Below are 16,441 nucleotides of genomic sequence, written 5' to 3' on the forward strand. Positions count from 1 at the left end.
CCAACTGTTCGGGCGGTTCAGGGAGAATCCGGCGTGGGGACCCAAGCTACTTCTCGGTCGCAAGACCTGGATCCACACGGTCGCCCACGCCGGGCTCTCGGCACCCAAGGTGCCAGATTGGCAAGAGATAAGATCCACGCCGTGCGTGGATGACGACTCCGACGGGGTCAGAGCCCTTTCCTGCGGAAAGGGATCCGTCCCCACCCCATTGGGCGGGACCGGCCTTGCGGGCAGGTACAATGCGCCATGACTGACTTCTCGACCCTGCCGCTGAGCCCGGCCCTGCAGCCCGGCCTGGATGCCCTCGGCTATACCACCCTCACCCCCGTGCAGGCGCAGAGCCTGCCGGCCATCCTGGATGGCCGCGATGTAATCGCACAGGCACCCACCGGCAGCGGCAAGACCGCCGCCTTCGGCCTGGGCCTGCTGCAGTCCATCGACCCCAGCCTGATCCGCGTGCAGGCGCTGGTGCTGTGCCCGACCCGCGAACTGGCCGACCAGGTCGGCAAGCAGATCCGCAAGCTGGCCACCGGCATCCCCAACCTGAAGCTGTTGCTGCTGGTCGGCGGCGTGCCGCTGGGCCCGCAGCTGGCCTCGCTGGAAGGCCATGACCCGCACGTGGTGGTCGGCACGCCCGGCCGCGTGCAGGAGCTGGCACGCAAGCGCGCGCTGAATCTTGGCGCGGTGCGCACGCTGGTGCTGGACGAGGCCGACCGCATGCTCGACATGGGCTTCGAGGAGCCGATCCGCGAGATCGCCGGCCGCACCCACAAGGACCGCCAGAGCCTGCTGTTCTCGGCCACCTTCCCCGACAGCATCCGCGCCATGGCGCGTGACCTGCTGCGCGACGCGGTGGAGGTAACGGTGGAAGGCGCCGACCAGGCACCGGCGATTCGCCACCTGTTCTGCGAGGTGGAACCGGCGCACCGCCAGAAAGCGCTGGCCGGCCTGCTGCTGAAGTACACCCCGGAATCGGCGGTGGTGTTCTGCAACACCCGCAAGGACGTGGACGAAGTTGCCAACTCGCTGCAGCAGTTCGGCTTCTCCGCACTGGCCCTGCATGGCGACATGGAACAGCGCGACCGCGAGGAAGTGCTGTTGCTGCTGGCCAACCGCAGCTGCAACGTGCTGGTGGCCAGCGACGTGGCCGCACGTGGCCTGGACGTGGAAGAGCTGGCGGCAGTGATCAATTACGAGCTGCCGACCGACGTGGAAAGCTACCAGCACCGTGTGGGCCGTACCGGCCGTGCCGGTGCCAGTGGCCTGGCGATCAGCCTGGTGGCCGGCCGCGAGAAGACCCGCGCCGAAGCCATCGAAGCGCAGATGGGGCAGCCGCTGGACTGGCAGAAGACGCCGCTGGCAACCTCGCGCCCGGCCGAACTGCCGCAGGCCGCGATGCGCACGCTGCGGATCGACGGTGGCAAGACCGACAAGCTGCGCCCAGGCGACATCCTCGGTGCGCTGACCGGTGATGCCGGCCTGTCGAGCAAGTTCATCGGCAAGATCGCGATCTTCCCGACCCGCTCCTACGTGGCGATCGCCCGTGAGCAGGCCAACAAGGCCGTGGCCAAGCTGGAAGCCGGCAAGATCAAGGGCCGTCGTTTCCGCGTGCGGATGATGTGATTGAAGCAGCGTTGCCAACCACGGTTGGCAACGATCTGACCTGGTAGTGGCCAACCTTGGTTGGCCCATTCCGCGGCGTCAGTCGCGAAAAGTGCTGCCAACCACGGTTGGCAACTACCGGTTCCCGGCCATTCGCTCTGGTAGATGCCAACCTTGGTTGGCACCTGCCCTTCGATCAGAACACCAGTTCGGTGTGCAGCGGCAGATCCGATTCCCAGCGGGCGCGACCACCCAGGCCGTCCAGTTCGACCAGTACACCGGCACCGACCACGTTCACGCCCAGGCGGCGCACCAGCGACAGCGCAGCGACCAGCGTGCCGCCGGTGGCCAGCACGTCGTCGATGATCGCCACGCGGGCCCCGGCCGGCAGCGCATCGGCGTGCACTTCGATGCAGTCACTGCGGTATTCCAGCGTGTATTCCTCGCGCAGCACCTGGCCCGGCAGCTTGCCCGGCTTGCGCACCGGCACGAAGCCCACGCCCAGTTCCAGCGCCATCGCGGCGCCGAGGATGAAGCCACGCGATTCGATACCGATCACCGCGTCCAGCTTCTGGTCGCGCCAACGGTCGGCCATCGCGGTGATGGCACCGCGGAAGTCCTCGCCATGGGCGAGCAGCGGCATGATGTCCTTGAACAGGATGCCGGGCTTGGGGAAGTCGGCGATGTCGCGCAGGCGGGAGGCCCACTGCGGAGCGACGATGGCGTCGGTCATGTCACGTTGGCTATCTGATGGCGGCATAGGGTACCTGTTCCGAGCGCCGCCTGCCTGTTGGGGGTGTTCGGCCGGGCTGCGCCCGGCGCCTGCGGTAGTGCCGGCCGCTGGCCGGCAACCTCAACGGCAACAGCAAAGGCAACAGCGGGTTTCCTGTGGGATGGCGGTGTGGGGCTGCAGGACCGTTGGCGCCATGGATGGCGCCATCGAGCCCCCATGGACGGGTTTACGGCGTGTCCTGCAGCCCCACACCGTCCCGCCAGACCATCAGCAATCCAGAGCCGCTTTGGCTTTGGCCGTTGCTTGCGCGGTGGCCTCTGCAGGTGCAGGGCGCAGCCCTGCCGAAACCCACCCTCAGGAACTGCAGGACAGCATCGAGCAGCCGGCGCGGTTGTCTGCCCACGCCGGGCGCTTGCCGGCGAAGTGTTCCAGCCCCGCACGCTCGGTGTATGGATCGCGCAGCACGTCCTGCAGTGCGTGAACGCCACCGAGGTCACCCTGCTCTGCGCGGTCGATCGCCTCCTGGGCCAGCCAGTTGCGCAGCACATACAACGGATTGGCTTTGGCCATCTTCGCCGCGCGCTCACTGGCCGAAAGTGGATCGGCCTGCAACCGCGCCGCGTAGTCCTGCAGCCACTGCTGCAACGGCGCCTGCACCACCTGCTGGCGCGACTCGTCGTAGTACACCGCATCCAGCACGCCCACGTCTGGCGCCGCTGGATCAACCCGCATCAGCGCACGCCAAGCCAGGGTCATGTCCATGCCGCCGTCCTGCATCAGCTGCTGCCAGCGCTGGTAGAGCCCCAGGTCGTCATCGTCGGCAGCGGCCAGGCCCAGCTTGGCTGCGGCATCGCGACGCGTGCAGGCCACGAAGGTGGACTGGTAGGCCGCCAGACCGGCCTGCAGCGGCGCCACATCGGCAAACAACGGCGACAGCGCCTGCGCCAACCGGCTCAGGTTCCAGTACGCCACCTGCGGCTGGGTACCGAAACGATAACGGCGGCCCTGTGCGTCGGTGGTGTTCGGCGTCCAGTCCGGGTCGAAGTCCTCGACCCAGCCATAAGGACCGTAGTCGAGCGTGAGGCCGAGCACGGACAGGTTGTCGGTGTTCATCACGCCATGCACGAAACCGACGCGCATCCAGTGCGCGATCATCTCGGCAGTGCGCACCGCGATCTGCGCGAACCAGTCGCCGTACAGCGCCTCACCCTGCCCTTCAAGCTCCGGAAAGTCGCGGGCGATGCACGCGTCGACCAGCTGCCGCAACAAGGCAGTTTCGCCGCGTGACGCTGGCAGTTCGAATGAACCAAAGCGCAGGAACGAGGGCGATACCCGGCACACGATGGCGCCGGGCTCGGCACGCGGGTGGCCGTCGTAGAACATGTCGCGTACCACGTCTTCGCCGGTGCCGACCAGCGACAGCGCGCGCGTGGTCGGTACGCCCAGGTGATGCATCGCTTCGCTGCACAGGAATTCACGGATGGATGAGCGCAGCACTGCGCGGCCATCAGCACCCCGCGAATACGGCGTGGGACCGGCACCCTTCAGCTGCAGTTCCCAATGACGGCCATCCGGTGCGACCAGTTCACCCAGCGAGATCGCGCGGCCGTCGCCGAGCTGGCCCGCCCAGTGGCCGAACTGATGGCCACCGTAATTGGCCGCCCACGGCTGCATGCCGGCGTACAGCGCATTGCCGCCGAACACCCGCGCGAAGCCTTCGCTTTCGACTTCAGCGGTATCGAAGCCGAGCATCGCGGCGACGTCCGGCGCCCAAGCCAGCAGCGTAGGCGCCGCCACTGGAGTCGGCATCACCGGCGACCAGGCCGCGCCCAGCACTTCGCGGCGGCGCGGGCCGGATTCGGGGTCGCCCGGCAGGGTGTGCAGCAGGCGGTTGTCGAAACGGGGGCTGTCGGTATCCATGGTGCTGAAGATGGGGACGACCGCCGCCCGCCTCAATTGCCGCTGAGCGCCTGCAGATGACCGCCGTGGGCCTCGGCACGCTGGTAGGCCGGGCGCTCGCCGATACGCTTGAGGAAGCCACGCAGCGCCGGCTTGTCGTCGAGGCCACCGCCGCGCGCGGCGGCCGCCTGGATCGGGAAGCTCATCTGGATGTCGGCCGCACTGAAGCGTTCGCCGGCGAACCATGGGCTTTCAGACAGGCGGCGCTCCATCCAGTCCAGGTGCAGGCGCCGCTGTGGGCCGATGAAGCCACGCTCGGCCTTGTCGGCGATGCTGCGCGCAATCGGGCGGGCGAAGAACGGCATCGGCGCGTTGCGGATGCGGCCCATCACCAGGGTCAGCAGCAGCGGCGGCATCGCCGAGCCTTCGGCGTAGTGCAGCCAGTAGCGGTAGGCGATGCGCTCGGCGCCATCGGCCGGCATCGGTGACGGCGACAGCTGGCGTTGGGTGTCATAGCGATCCGCGAGGTAGTCGAGGATGGCACCGGACTCGGCCAGTATCAGCTCGCCATCCTGCAGCACCGGCGACTTGCCCAGCGGATGCACGTTACGCAGTTCGGGCGGTGCCAGCAGCGTCTTCGGATCGCGGGGATAACGGCGCAGTTCGTAGTCCAGCCCCAGCTCCTCCAGCATCCACAGCACACGCAGGGAACGGGAGTTTTCCAGGTGGTGGACGATGCGCATGGGGATGATCCTTGGGGAGGCCTGCATCGTACCGCGCCAGCTGCATGCCCTTTGTAGAGTCGAGCGTGCTCGACTGCTTTCCAGAGACAGTCGAGCACGCTCGACTCTACAAAGCAGCAGGCAATAAAAAACGCCGGAAGCTTTCGCTTCCGGCGTTCTGGCTACCAAACGGTAGCAGACGGATTAGACCGCCTGCACCTGGTCAGCCTGCATACCCTTCTGGCCCTGGACGGCGATGAAGGTAACCTTCTGGCCTTCCTGCAGGGTCTTGAAGCCGGTGCCCTGGATGGCACGGAAGTGCACAAACAGGTCCGGGCCGCTTTCCGGGGTGATGAAGCCGAAGCCCTTGGCGTCGTTGAACCACTTGACGGTGCCGGTCTGACGATCAGACATTTGACTAACTCCTGAAACACATGTTGAAAAAATCGCAGCCACCGGGTATCGGGGCCGAGACTGAGTTGCAGGCGTTGGTAAAGCGGATCGATGAGCGGATCGTGAGATCAACTGCACCAGGCCACGATTCACGGTGACCCTAGCAAACACAGTGGGACGAACGATACGCGTGTTTTCTGCAAAAAGCGATAGCCCGGACGTTCATCGGCTGGCCCCGCCCGCTAGACGTGACAAGGGCTGGCAGCCGATCGAGGCTAACCCCGAGTCCCCATTCAGGATTTTCCTACCCTACACTGGGTAAATGACTGAAGCTGAAACCCAAGCTGAACCCGCGCTCCCCCGCATCTGGGTGGACGCGGACGCCTGCCCCACCGTCATCCGCGACATCCTGTTCCGTGCCGCTGAACGCGTTGGCATCGAACTGACCCTGGTTGCCAACCAGTGGATCCGCACCCCGCCCTCACGCTGGCTGCGTTCGATCCAGGTGCCCCAGGGCCTGGACGTGGCCGACAGCGCCATCGTCGAACGGGTCGCTGCCGGAGACCTGGTCGTCACCCAGGACATCCCGCTGGCCGCGCTGGTGCTGGAGAAGAAGGCTGTGGCGCTGAACCCGCGCGGCCAGCTGTACACGCCGAACAACATGGCCGAGCGGCTGTCGATGCGCAATTTCATGGAAGAACTGCGCGGCGCCGGGGTCCAGACCGGCGGCCCGCCGCCGCTGGGCCAGCGCGACCGGCAGCTGTTCGCCGCCGAGCTGGACCGCTGGCTGGCGCGGCGCCCGGCCCGCTGACCCGCGCTAGCCGCCCTGCCCCCTTCGGCACAGGCGGCGCTGGCTGCTGAACCGCCGCGGTTCCCCGGTCAGCGGATCATCGAAGGCCAGCACCTGTGCCAGCAGCTGCAGTGCTGGCTCGGCGCTGCCCTCCGGCCGCGACTGCAGCTGCGGGTAAAGGTCGTCGCCCTCGATCGGTGCGCCCAGCGCGGCCATGTGCACGCGCAGCTGATGCTTGCGACCGGTTTCCGGCTTCAGCCGGTAGCGCCAGACCGGCCCTTCGGCCTCGATCGGCTCGATCAGGCTGCGCGCATTGGGCTCGCCCGGCACTTCGGCCATGCGGAAGAACGGCTCCCCCGGCACCAGACGACTGTCCCGCAGCAACGGAAACGCCAGCCCGGGCAGCGCCGGTGCCAACGCCTCATAGGTCTTCTCGATGCGCCGCTCGCGGAACAGCCGCTGATAGGCATCGCGCGTGGCTGCCTGGGTCGAGAACAGCACCAGGCCGGCGGTCAGCCGGTCCAGGCGGTGCAACGGCGCCAGTTCGGTGTTGCCGGTGCGTGCGACCAGGCGCGACAGCAGGGTTTCGCGCACATACCCACCGGCCGGCGTTACCGGCAGGAAGTGCGGCTTGTCGGCCACCAGCAGGTGCGCATCCAGATGCAGGATGGTCTCGGCGAAGGGAATCACCGGCTCGTCGGCAACCTCGCGGAAGTACTGGATTTCCAGCCCCACCTGCCAGGGCATGTCCGGCGCCAGTGCCCTGCCCTGCGCATCCTGCACACGGCCTCGGGCGAAGCGGTCCTGCCATTGCGCGCGACCGATGCGCGGGAAACGCGCGCACAGGCCATCGAGCAGGCTGGGCCAGTGGTCGGGGGGCAGCTGCAGGTGGCTGGGCAGGGTCATGGCGTCCATTCCGGCCACGGGAAAGAGCGCCAAGAGTGCCACCGTTGACACTGCGCAGACAGCCCGGGAACGGACACCCTTGGAGCAAACCTCTATCATTGACGTCTTTAGTCCACGGATCCCCCATGGCTCTTACCGCCACCATCCGCAAGGCCGAACTGCAGATCAGCGACATGGATCGCGGCTACTACGCGACCCACAACCTGACCCTGGCCCAGCACCCGTCCGAGACCGACGAACGATTGATGGTGCGCCTGCTCGCCTTCGCGCTGAACGCCGGCGACCGCCTGGAATTCGGCCGCGGCCTCAGTACCGACGATGAGCCGGACCTGTGGGAACACGACTACACCGGCGACATCCTGCAATGGATCGACCTGGGCCATCCCGACGAATCCCGCATCCGCAAGGCCAGCAACCGCAGCCGACAGGTGCAGGTGGTCAATTACGGCGGCAACGCCTCGGAAATCTGGTGGGGCAAGCAGGGCAAGGGCCTGGCGCGCTTCGACAACCTGTCGGTGGTTGACCTCGATGGTGCCTTCGTCGAACTGTGGGGCCAGCAGATCCAGCGCGCGATGCGCTGGAGCGTGCTGATCCAGGACGGTGAAGTGCAGCTGCTCAACGATCAGATGCAGCTCGACGTGGTCCCGAACTGGCGCAAGCGCGCCAAGGCATGAGCACGATCCGTTGCGACGTGGTGGTCATCGGCGCCGGCGCGGCCGGGCTGATGACCGCGATCACGGCTGGCCAGCGCGGCCGCCAGGTGCAGGTGATCGACCATGCCAACAAGGTCGGCAAGAAGATCCTGATGTCCGGCGGTGGCCGCTGCAACTTCACCAACACCGGCACCACCCCGGCCAACTTCCTGTCGGCCAACCCGCACTTCTGCAAATCGGCGCTGGCGCGCTACACGCCCTGGCACTTCATCGAGCTGGTCAGCAAGCACGGCATCGCCTATCACGAAAAGGAGCTTGGCCAGCTGTTCTGCGACATCTCGTCCAAGCAGATCGTGAAGATGCTGGTGGACGAATGCCAGGCGGCCGGTGCCCAGATCCGCACCGAATGCAGCGTGCAGCGCATCGAGCACAGCAGCGACGGGTTCCGCGTGCACACCACGCAGGGCCTGTTCCACTGCGCCTCGCTGGTGGTTGCCACCGGCGGCCTGTCGATTCCGAGCATGGGCGCCACCGGCTTTGGCTACGAGATTGCCCGCCAGTTCGGCCATCAGGTGCTGCCGACCCGCGCCGGGCTGGTGCCGCTGACACTCAGCGGCAAGCACCAGGAACGGCTGGCTGATCTGAGTGGTGTCGCCCTGCCGATCGAGGCGCGCTGCAACGGCAAGAGCTTCCAGAACTTCATGCTGCTGACCCACCGCGGCGTGAGCGGCCCGGCGATCCTGCAGATCTCCTCGTTCTGGCAACCCGGCGATGCGCTGGAGCTGGACCTGCTGCCCGGCCAGGATGCCGGCGAGTGGCTGCGCCAGATGAAGCGCGAGCGCCCGGCAGCCGAGCTGCGCACGGTGCTGGCCGAAGTACTGCCGAAGCGGCTGGCGCAGCGCCTGTGCGAGCACTGGCTGCCCGACCGGCCCGTGCGCCAGCTGGACGAGCCGGTGCTGCGCCAGGCCGCGCAGCTGCTGGGCGCGTTCCCGCTGGTGGCCAGCGGCACCGAGGGCTATCGCACCGCCGAAGTCACCCTGGGCGGCGTGGATACCGCTGAGGTGTCGTCCTCGACAATGGAATCCAAGCGCGTACCCGGCCTGCATTTCGTCGGCGAGGTGCTGGATGTGACCGGCTGGCTGGGCGGCTACAACTTCCAGTGGGCCTGGGCCAGCGGCCACGCGGCCGGTGGCGTGGTGTGAACCAGATCGCCGTTCGATGCGTGCAAGGGGCGCGCGCATGGACGGTTCGCCGCGCATCGTGTATCTAGATTCGCAGATTGGGGAGCAGTGCATGCAGAACGCGAACGACATCACCATCCGCCTGCTGATCGTCGATGACAGCGGCGAGAATGCCGAAGCCATCGTCAGCACGCTGCGCAACAGCGGCATCGCGGTGCGCCCTTGGCGTCCGCAGGATGCGGCCGAGCTGTCCCAGGTGCTGTCCAGCCAGGCCATCGACCTGGTGCTGGCGTCCCCCTCGCAGGGCATCCCGCTGCCGCTGGTGGCCCAGCACATCGCCGCCAGCGGCAAGGACATTCCGCTGGTGCTGCTGGCCGATCGCATCGACGAGGACGAGCTGGTGCAGGCCAGCAGCCACGGCATCCGTGCCCTCGCCCTGCGCCAGCGCTCCGAGCATCTGTTGGCCGTGGTCCGCGACCAATGGGTGGACCTGCAGGCCCGTCGCGGCCTGCGCCGCATCGAAGCGCAGATGCGCGAGACCGAGCGCCGCTGCGATGCGCTGATCGCCTCTTCGCGCGATCCCATCGCCTACGTGCACGAAGGCATGCACATCCGCGCCAACGATGCCTACCTGGAAATGTTCGGCTACGAGCAGTTCGATGACATTGAAGGCATCTCGCTGCTGGACATGGTCGCCGCGCAGCATGTGGAAGGCTTCAAGCAGCTGCTGAAGGGCCTGAGCCGTGGCGAGGCGCCGCCGCCGCAGTACCAGCTCGATGCCCGCCACGAGGATGGCAGTACGTTCGCGGCAACCATGGAATTCACCGCCGCCACCTACGAAGGCGAATCCTGCCTGCAGGTGGTGCTTCGCCGCCGCATGGAGTTCGATCCGGAGCTGGCCCGCGAGGTCGAGGACCTGCGCCAGCGCGATCAGGTCACGGGCCTGCTCAACCGCCCGACCTTCATGCTGCAGCTGGAAAGCGCAGTGGCACAGGCCGGCCGCAGCGAAGGCCAGTTCGGCCTGCTGCTGATCGAGCCGGACCACTACGCGCGCCTGCTGCCGGACATCGGCCTGGCCTCGGCCGACGCGCTGATCGGCGCCCTTGCCGGCCTGCTGGCCGAGGTCGTTGGCGAGGACGCGCAGCTGGCCCGTTTCGGCGAACACAATTTCGCCGTGCTGCAGGCCGGGCCCTACGCGCAGACCGTGGCACTGGCCGAGCGCATCCGCGAAGCGTATGCGGCGCATGTGTTCAGCATCGGCGCGCGCTCGGCCACGGTGACAGTCAGCATCGGTGGCGTGCAGGTGGGCGAGAAGATCGCCAGCATCGGCCAGGTGCTCGCACGCGCCAGCGAGTGCACGCATGCCGCCGCCGAACTGGGCAATACCTGCCGCATCTTCGACCCGGCTGCGGCCGACCGCGTCGAGGAAGAACGCGTGCTGCGCTGGGTCACCCGTATCCGTGAAGCACTGGCCGGCGACGGCTTCCAGCTGCACTACCAGCCGGTGCTGAACCTGCAGGGCGAGCCGCTGGAGCTGTACGAGGCCTACCTGCGCCTGGAGCACAACGGCGAACTGCTGAGCCCGACCGCCTTCCTGGGCATCGCCGAGGAGTACGGCCTGCTGGCGGAGATCAACCGCTGGGTGGTTTCGCAGGCCATCGCCGTACTGGGTCAGCGCGCACGCCAGGGCCACGCCACCCAGGTACTGGTGAAGGTGACGCCGGAATCGTTCGACGACCCCGAGATGATCGCCACCCTGCGGCGCGAGCTGCAGGCGCAGGGCGTGCCCGGCGAACGGCTGTGGCTGCATGCGCCGGAAGCGAAGGTGTTCACCCACCTGCGCAGTGCGCAGCAGTTCCTTGCCGAAGTGGCGCCACTGGGCTGCCGCATCGGGCTGGAGCAGTTCGGTTCGGGATTGGACTCGTTCCAGCTGCTCGCCCACTTCCAGCCGCAGTTCCTCAAGCTGGACCGCGGTTTCACCAGCGATCTGGCGGCCACCCGCGAGAACATCGACCGCATCAGCCAGATCACCGCACGCGCGCAGGAGGCCGGCATCCGCACCATCGCCGAGTTCGTCAGCGACGCCAATTCGATGACCCTGCTGTTCAGTGCCGGCGTGGATTACGTGCAGGGCGATTTCGTCGGCCCGGCGCTGCCGGAGATGGGGTTCGAGTTCGGGTGACCGCGGTAGTGCCGGCCGCTGGCCGGCAGCCTTTGGTACCCAGGGTTGCCGGCCAGCGGCCGGCCCCACCAAAAGAGAAGGCCGGCTTTCGCCGGCCTTTTCATTGATCAGGTCATGTCGACCAGATTATCGATCTTCACGTCCGGACTGACGTCGGCCTCGTAGTCGACACCCTCCACGCCAAAACCGAACAGGCGCAGGAAGTCGGCCTTGTAGCCGGCCAGGTCGCTGATCTCGTACAGGTTCTCATTGGTGACCTGCGGCCACAGCGCGACCACCTTGCCCTGCACGTCTGCCGCCATTTCCTTGTAGTCGGCACGCAGGCGGCCTTCCTCGTCGACCAGCGCGACGGTATGGCCATCGCCATCGACCAGATCGTGGCGCAGGCGATCGATCGCCACGCCGTCGGCCTTGCCGCCGTAGAGGATGTCGTACAGCACGCCCAGCTGCTCGATGCAGCCTTCGTGGGTGCCCTTTTCCTTCATCACCTTGAACAGCAGCGACAGGTAGAGCGGCATGGTCGGAATGGCCGAGCTGGCCTGGGTGACCACGGCCTTCAGCACCGACACGCGCGCGTCGCCGCCGATTTTCGCCAGCTTCTCGCGCAGGCCCAGCACCTTGGTGTCCAGGTCCTTCTTGGCGGCGCCGATCGAGCCGTTCCAGTAGATCGCCTGGGTGATCTCTTCGCCCACGTAGGTGAAGGCCGTGGTGGTGCAGCCGTTGGCCAGCACGCCGGCGTCGGCCAGCGCGTCGATCCACATCTGCCAGTCTTCGCCACCCATCACCGCGACGGTGCCAGCGATCTCTTCCGGGGTAGCCGGCTGCAGGGTGGTTTCCGTGATTACTTCCTTGTCGGTATCCAGGCCGCGCAGGGTGATCGGCTCGCCGATCGGCTTAAGCGTGGAGCTGATGACTTCACCGGTCTTGGGGTGCTTGCGACGCGGCGCCGCCAGGCTGTAGACGACCTGGTCGACCTGGCCGAGATCGGCCTTGATCATTTCGATGGTCTTCGCCTTCACTTCATCGGAGAAGGCATCGCCGTTGATGCTCTTGGCGTACAGGCCGGCTTCGTCGGCGTACTTGTGGAACGCAGCCGAGTTGTACCAGCCCGCGGTGCCCGGCTTGGATTCGGTACCCGGGCGCTCGAAGAAAATGCCCAAGGTCGCGGCGCCGCTGCCGAAGGCAGCGGTGATGCGCGCAGCCAGGCCGTAGCCGGTGGAGGCGCCGATCACCAGCACGCGCTTGGGGCCGTTCTGGATCGGCGGACGCGCGCGGATGTAGTCGATCTGCTGCTTGACCGCGGCCTCGCAGCCGGTCGGGTGGGTGGTGACGCAGATGAAGCCGCGGACGCGCGGTTTGATGACCATGGATACCTCGGGTTGGCAGATGCGGCGCACGGGGCGCTCAGCAGGAATACGGGCGCGCGCCTGCGCGCGCGAACCGCAGGATCGTAGTGCGCGGGGGACGATTGCACAACCGACGCTGGCGTAGGGTGGTGTTTCTTTTGCAGGGTTGCACCCTGCACCTGCGGTAGTGCCGGCCGCTGGCCGGCAACCTCAACAGCAACGTCAAAAGCTGGGTTCCTGGGGGTGGGCGGGGTGGGTCCGGTTGAGGGGGACGCTGCAAGTACGTCCATGTAAGCTCGGTCGCCGCATCCATGCGGCTCACGCCCCCTCAACCGGACCCACCCCGCCTTCGACAGACTTCCGCGATCTGTTGGAACGGCGTGCGGCCTTGGTAGGTGTCGACCTTGGTCGACACGGTTGAATTCATTCGATATCTGACAGATGTGTCGACCAAGGTCGACACCTACCGACAGCCGCAGGAATCTGTCAAAGGTGGGGCGGTGTCGGAGTGCGGGGTGTCAGCCGCATGGATGCGGCTGCCAAGCCTACAGGGACGTACTTGCGGCGCCCCCGCACTCCGACACCGCCCCACCAATCCACGGAATGCCCGCTGTTGCTGTTGCTGTTGCTGTTGCTGTTGCTGTTGCTGTTGCCTCTGCAGGTGCAGGGCTGCAAGCCCTGCCAACAAAAAACCCCGCTTGCGCGGGGTTCTCTGTGTGCTGCGTGCAGCAGGCGTTTACGGGCGACGGGCCAGGGCCTCGACGTCCTTCGCCTTCGGCAGCAGGTCCTGCTTGCTGACGCGCAGGAAGCCGATCGTCAGCATCGGCACCGCCACCAGGATCGAGGACAGCACCACGATCACCGCACCGATCATGTGCGTCTCGGCCAGGCCTTCCATCGAGCTGCCGCCGTACATGTACAGCGCCAGCGCCGACAGGAAGAACATCACCGCGGTGATCACCGTACGCGACAGCGTCTGGTTGATCGAACGGTTCAGCACTTCCATCGAGTCCACGCGCAGGCTGCGGAAGTTCTCGCGGACGCGGTCGAAGACCACGATGATGTCGTTGATCGCAAAGCCCATCACCGACAGCAGGCCGGCCAGCACGGTCAGGTCGAACTCACGACCCAGCAGGGACACGTAAGCGACCGTCACGATCAGGTCGAACATCGCCACGATGCTGGCGGTGACCGCGAACTTCCACTCGAAGCGCACTGCGATGTAGATCAGGAAGCCGGCCAGCATGAAGATGGTGGCGTACAGGCCATTCATCGCCAGATCCTTGCCGATCTGCGGGCCGACGAACTCGTTGCGCAGCACGGTGGCCTGGTTGTCGGCAGAAGACAGCGCCTTCACCACGGCGGCAGCGGTGGCCTTGTCCTCGGCGGCGGCGTCACCGGTACCCGGCGCATGCTCACCGTGCGGGGCCAGGCGGATCAGCAGGTCGGTGTTGCCACCGACGCTCTGGACCTGGGCGCCTTCGAAGCCACTCTGCTCGAGCTTGTTGCGGACCTGCTCGACGTCCACCGGCTTGTCGAAGCGGGCTTCGATCAGGGTGCCACCGGTGAAGTCCAGCGCGTAGTTGAAGCCCTTGATGCCGATGATGGCGACCGAGGCCAGGAACACCACGATGGTGACTGCCATGGCGACATGGCGCCAGCGCATGAAGTCGATCTTGGTGTCGTTCGGGAGGATGTGCAGCGGAAACAGTTTCATTGTGCGTGTCGTCCCGTCAGATGGCCACGTTCTGGAGCTTCTTGCGACGGCCGTAGATCAGCGTCGCCAGCGCACGCGACACGGTGATCGCGGTGAACATGGAGGCGAAAATACCGATGATCATGGTCAGTGCGAAGCCCTTCAGCGGACCGGTACCGAATGCGAACAGCGCCACACCGACGATCAGGCCGGTCAGGTTGGCGTCGAGGATGGTGCCCGAGGCACGCTCGTAACCGGTCACGATCGCGGTCTTGCCCGGCACGCCGGCACGCAGCTCTTCACGGATACGCTCGTTGATCAGCACGTTGGCGTCCACCGACAGGCCGACCGACAACGCCAGGCCGGCGAAGCCCGGCAGGGTCATGGTCGCGCCAAACAGCGACATCACCGCCACCACGATCAGCAGGTTGAACAGCATCGCGATCGAGGTGATCACACCGAACATGCGGTAGTACACGCTGAAGAACACCAGGGTGAACAGGAACGCGAACACCACTGCGCGCATGCCGTTCTTGACGTTCTCGGCGCCGAGGCTCGGGCCGACCACACGCTCTTCGACGAAGTCCATCGGCGCGGCCAGCGAGCCGGACTTCAGCAGCTTGGCCAGGTCGTCGGCTTCCTTCTTCTGCAGGCCGGTGGTCTGGAAGTTCTTGCCGAACACGCCGTTGATGTTGGCCACCGAGATCACTTCCTCGTTGACCTTGAAGCCACGCACTTCCTGGCCGTCAACCAGGGTCACGGTCGGCACGCGTTCGGTATACACCACCGCCATCGGCTTGTTCACGTTGGCGCTGGTGAAGTCGAACATGCGCTGGCCGCCGACGTTGTTCAGCGTCACGCTGACCGCCGGGGCACCGCTGGTGGAGTCGGTCACCGCCTGCGCGCCGACCATCTGGTCGCCGGTGACGATCACGCGCTTGTTCAGCAGGATCGGACCGCCGCCGTCACGGCGCTGATAGACCTTCGCTTCCGGCGGAATGCGGCCGGAGTCGATGGCGTCCTGGGCATTGCCCTCGACCACCGCGCGGTATTCCAGGGTGGCGGTGGCGCCGATCATGCGCTTGGCTTCGGCAGTGTCCTGCACGCCGGGCAGCTGCACGACCACGCGGTCGGCACCCTGGCGCTGGATGATCGGCTCGGCGACGCCGAGCTGGTTCACGCGGTTGCGCAGGGTGTTGATGTTCTGCTCGATGGCGCCATTGGCGATCTGCGCGATCTCGGTCTCCGGCACGGTCACCGTGATTCGGTTGCCGCTGACGTCGTAGCCGAGCGTCGGCTGCGCCTTCACCAGCGCCGCACGGGCACGCTGTGCGGCGTCATCACCGGCGGACGGGCTCAGGTTGGCCACGATGCTGTTGTCCGCGCGACGCTCCACCGACTGGTACGCGATGCGCGCGTCACGCAGGGTGCTGCGCACGTCTTCGGTGTAGGCGTCCAGACGCTTGTCGAGGGCGGCCTTCTGGTCGACCTGCAGCACGAAGTGCACACCACCCTGCAGGTCCAGGCCCAGCACCATCGGGCGACCGCCGAGGTTGGCCAGCCAGTCCGGCACGGTCGAGGCCAGGTTCAGGGCCACGGTGTACTTTTCGCCGACGGTGTCGCGCAGGGCGTCGCTGGCAGCGGACTGCGCCTTCAGGTCCGGCAGGCGGACAATCAGGCTTTCCCCTTCCTTCTCGACACCGACGGGGGTGACTCCGGCCGTCTTCAGGTCGGCCAGCACACGGTCGCGCAGCGCATCGTCGATCTGCCCGCCACGGTTGGCGGTGATCTGGAGGGCCGGGTCCTTCTGGTAGATGTTGGGCAGCGCGTACAGCGCGCTGAGCGCCAGTACGATCAGGATGACGACGTACTTCCAGCGTGGAAATTCGAGCATTGCTTGGGTCCCGCGCGGCGCCATCCCCGGCGCCGCGGTTGTGCATCGGAAAGGGAGTGGCTTACTGGGCCGACTTCAGGGTACCGGCCGGCAGCACGTTGCCTACAGCGCCCTTCTGCACGCGGATGCGCACGTTGTCAGCCACTTCAATGGTGATGAAGTTGTCGCCGATGTCGGTGACGATGCCGGCGATGCCGCCGTTGGTCAGCACTTCATCGCCACGCTTGATCTTCTCCAGCATGGCCTTGTGCTCCTTCTGCCGCTTCATCTGCGGGCGGATCATCAGGAAGTACATGATGGCGATCAGGATGACCGGGAACAGCAGCGTGGTCAGGCCCATGCCCTGCGGTTGGCCGCCGGCGGCCTGGGCGTGGGCGGCGGGAATCAGGAAAGCAAGCAGGTTCATCGTTGGTCCTTTGGTTGGGCGGCGCTTCGGCCCTTTCA

Annotated in this window: 14 protein-coding genes; 5 read left to right on the plus strand and 9 right to left on the minus strand. The window is 66.5% G+C overall.

What is annotated here, in order from left to right; all coding sequences use genetic code 11:
• Window positions 1-246 precede the first annotated feature (246 nt).
• Window positions 247-1,623 (plus strand): ATP-dependent RNA helicase DbpA, encoded by a 1,377-nt coding sequence (dbpA, locus tag AC5P67_RS18790; RefSeq protein WP_005413029.1) that lies wholly within the window; start codon window positions 247-249, stop codon window positions 1,621-1,623.
• Between the two features lie 175 nt (window positions 1,624-1,798).
• Here the strand turns inward: dbpA and AC5P67_RS18795 are convergent, their stop codons facing one another.
• The 4 genes from AC5P67_RS18795 to AC5P67_RS18810 all read right to left on the minus strand — a co-directional run bounded on the left by AC5P67_RS18795 (window position 1,799) and on the right by AC5P67_RS18810 (window position 5,370).
• A complete protein-coding gene (locus tag AC5P67_RS18795; protein ID WP_495215082.1) occupies window positions 1,799-2,335 on the minus strand; it encodes an adenine phosphoribosyltransferase in 537 nt (178 codons plus the stop codon).
• Window positions 2,336-2,689: 354 nt separating this feature from the next.
• Window positions 2,690-4,255 carry a protein adenylyltransferase SelO gene (locus AC5P67_RS18800; protein ID WP_227415805.1) on the minus strand — a complete coding sequence of 522 codons (1,566 nt, stop codon included), beginning with the start codon at window positions 4,253-4,255 and terminating at the stop codon, window positions 2,690-2,692.
• 32 nt (window positions 4,256-4,287) lie between these two features.
• Window positions 4,288-4,977 carry a glutathione S-transferase family protein gene (locus tag AC5P67_RS18805; RefSeq protein WP_495215083.1) on the minus strand — a complete coding sequence of 230 codons (690 nt, stop codon included), beginning with the start codon at window positions 4,975-4,977 and terminating at the stop codon, window positions 4,288-4,290.
• Window positions 4,978-5,160: 183 nt separating this feature from the next.
• Entirely contained in the window at window positions 5,161-5,370 is a 210-nt protein-coding gene (locus AC5P67_RS18810; protein WP_004153307.1) for a cold-shock protein, read from the minus strand.
• A gap of 301 nt (window positions 5,371-5,671) precedes the next feature.
• On the opposite strand from AC5P67_RS18810, the gene AC5P67_RS18815 reads away from it, so the two are divergent.
• A complete protein-coding gene (locus AC5P67_RS18815) occupies window positions 5,672-6,160 on the plus strand; it encodes a YaiI/YqxD family protein (protein WP_024958678.1) in 489 nt (162 codons plus the stop codon).
• Window positions 6,161-6,166: 6 nt separating this feature from the next.
• Here AC5P67_RS18815 and AC5P67_RS18820 read toward each other — a convergent pair whose 3' ends face one another.
• Complete coding sequence (locus AC5P67_RS18820; protein WP_495215085.1) at window positions 6,167-7,045, minus strand: pseudouridine synthase; 879 nt, start codon at window positions 7,043-7,045, stop codon at window positions 6,167-6,169.
• Window positions 7,046-7,170: 125 nt separating this feature from the next.
• Here AC5P67_RS18820 and AC5P67_RS18825 point away from each other — a divergent pair, with 125 nt between their 5' ends.
• The 3 genes from AC5P67_RS18825 (at window position 7,171) to AC5P67_RS18835 (ending at window position 11,061) form a co-directional block, all read left to right on the plus strand.
• Entirely contained in the window at window positions 7,171-7,719 is a 549-nt protein-coding gene (locus AC5P67_RS18825) for a YaeQ family protein (protein ID WP_005409263.1), read from the plus strand.
• Window positions 7,716-8,900 carry a BaiN/RdsA family NAD(P)/FAD-dependent oxidoreductase gene (locus tag AC5P67_RS18830; protein ID WP_100438413.1) on the plus strand — a complete coding sequence of 395 codons (1,185 nt, stop codon included), beginning with the start codon at window positions 7,716-7,718 and terminating at the stop codon, window positions 8,898-8,900. The genes AC5P67_RS18825 and AC5P67_RS18830 overlap by 4 nt, the downstream gene beginning before the upstream one ends.
• A 91-nt stretch (window positions 8,901-8,991) precedes the next feature.
• Window positions 8,992-11,061, plus strand: a complete 2,070-nt coding sequence (locus tag AC5P67_RS18835; RefSeq protein WP_005413024.1) for an EAL domain-containing response regulator — start codon at window positions 8,992-8,994, stop codon at window positions 11,059-11,061.
• Between the two features lie 107 nt (window positions 11,062-11,168).
• Here the strand turns inward: AC5P67_RS18835 and fabV are convergent, their stop codons facing one another.
• From fabV to yajC, 4 genes are all read right to left on the minus strand, one after another.
• Window positions 11,169-12,428, minus strand: a complete 1,260-nt coding sequence (fabV, locus tag AC5P67_RS18840; RefSeq protein ID WP_180872411.1) for an enoyl-ACP reductase FabV — start codon at window positions 12,426-12,428, stop codon at window positions 11,169-11,171.
• Window positions 12,429-13,143: 715 nt separating this feature from the next.
• Window positions 13,144-14,124: a protein translocase subunit SecF gene (secF, locus tag AC5P67_RS18845; RefSeq protein ID WP_005409259.1), complete on the minus strand. Its 981-nt coding sequence runs from the start codon at window positions 14,122-14,124 to the stop codon at window positions 13,144-13,146.
• A 16-nt stretch (window positions 14,125-14,140) separates the two neighbouring features.
• Complete coding sequence (gene secD, locus AC5P67_RS18850) at window positions 14,141-15,997, minus strand: protein translocase subunit SecD (protein WP_043035689.1); 1,857 nt, start codon at window positions 15,995-15,997, stop codon at window positions 14,141-14,143.
• Window positions 15,998-16,058: 61 nt separating this feature from the next.
• Window positions 16,059-16,403, minus strand: a complete 345-nt coding sequence (gene yajC / locus AC5P67_RS18855; protein ID WP_005409257.1) for a preprotein translocase subunit YajC — start codon at window positions 16,401-16,403, stop codon at window positions 16,059-16,061.
• Window positions 16,404-16,441: the final 38 nt, after the last annotated feature.

This window comes from Stenotrophomonas sp. YJH_SMC_21, assembly GCF_059369555.1.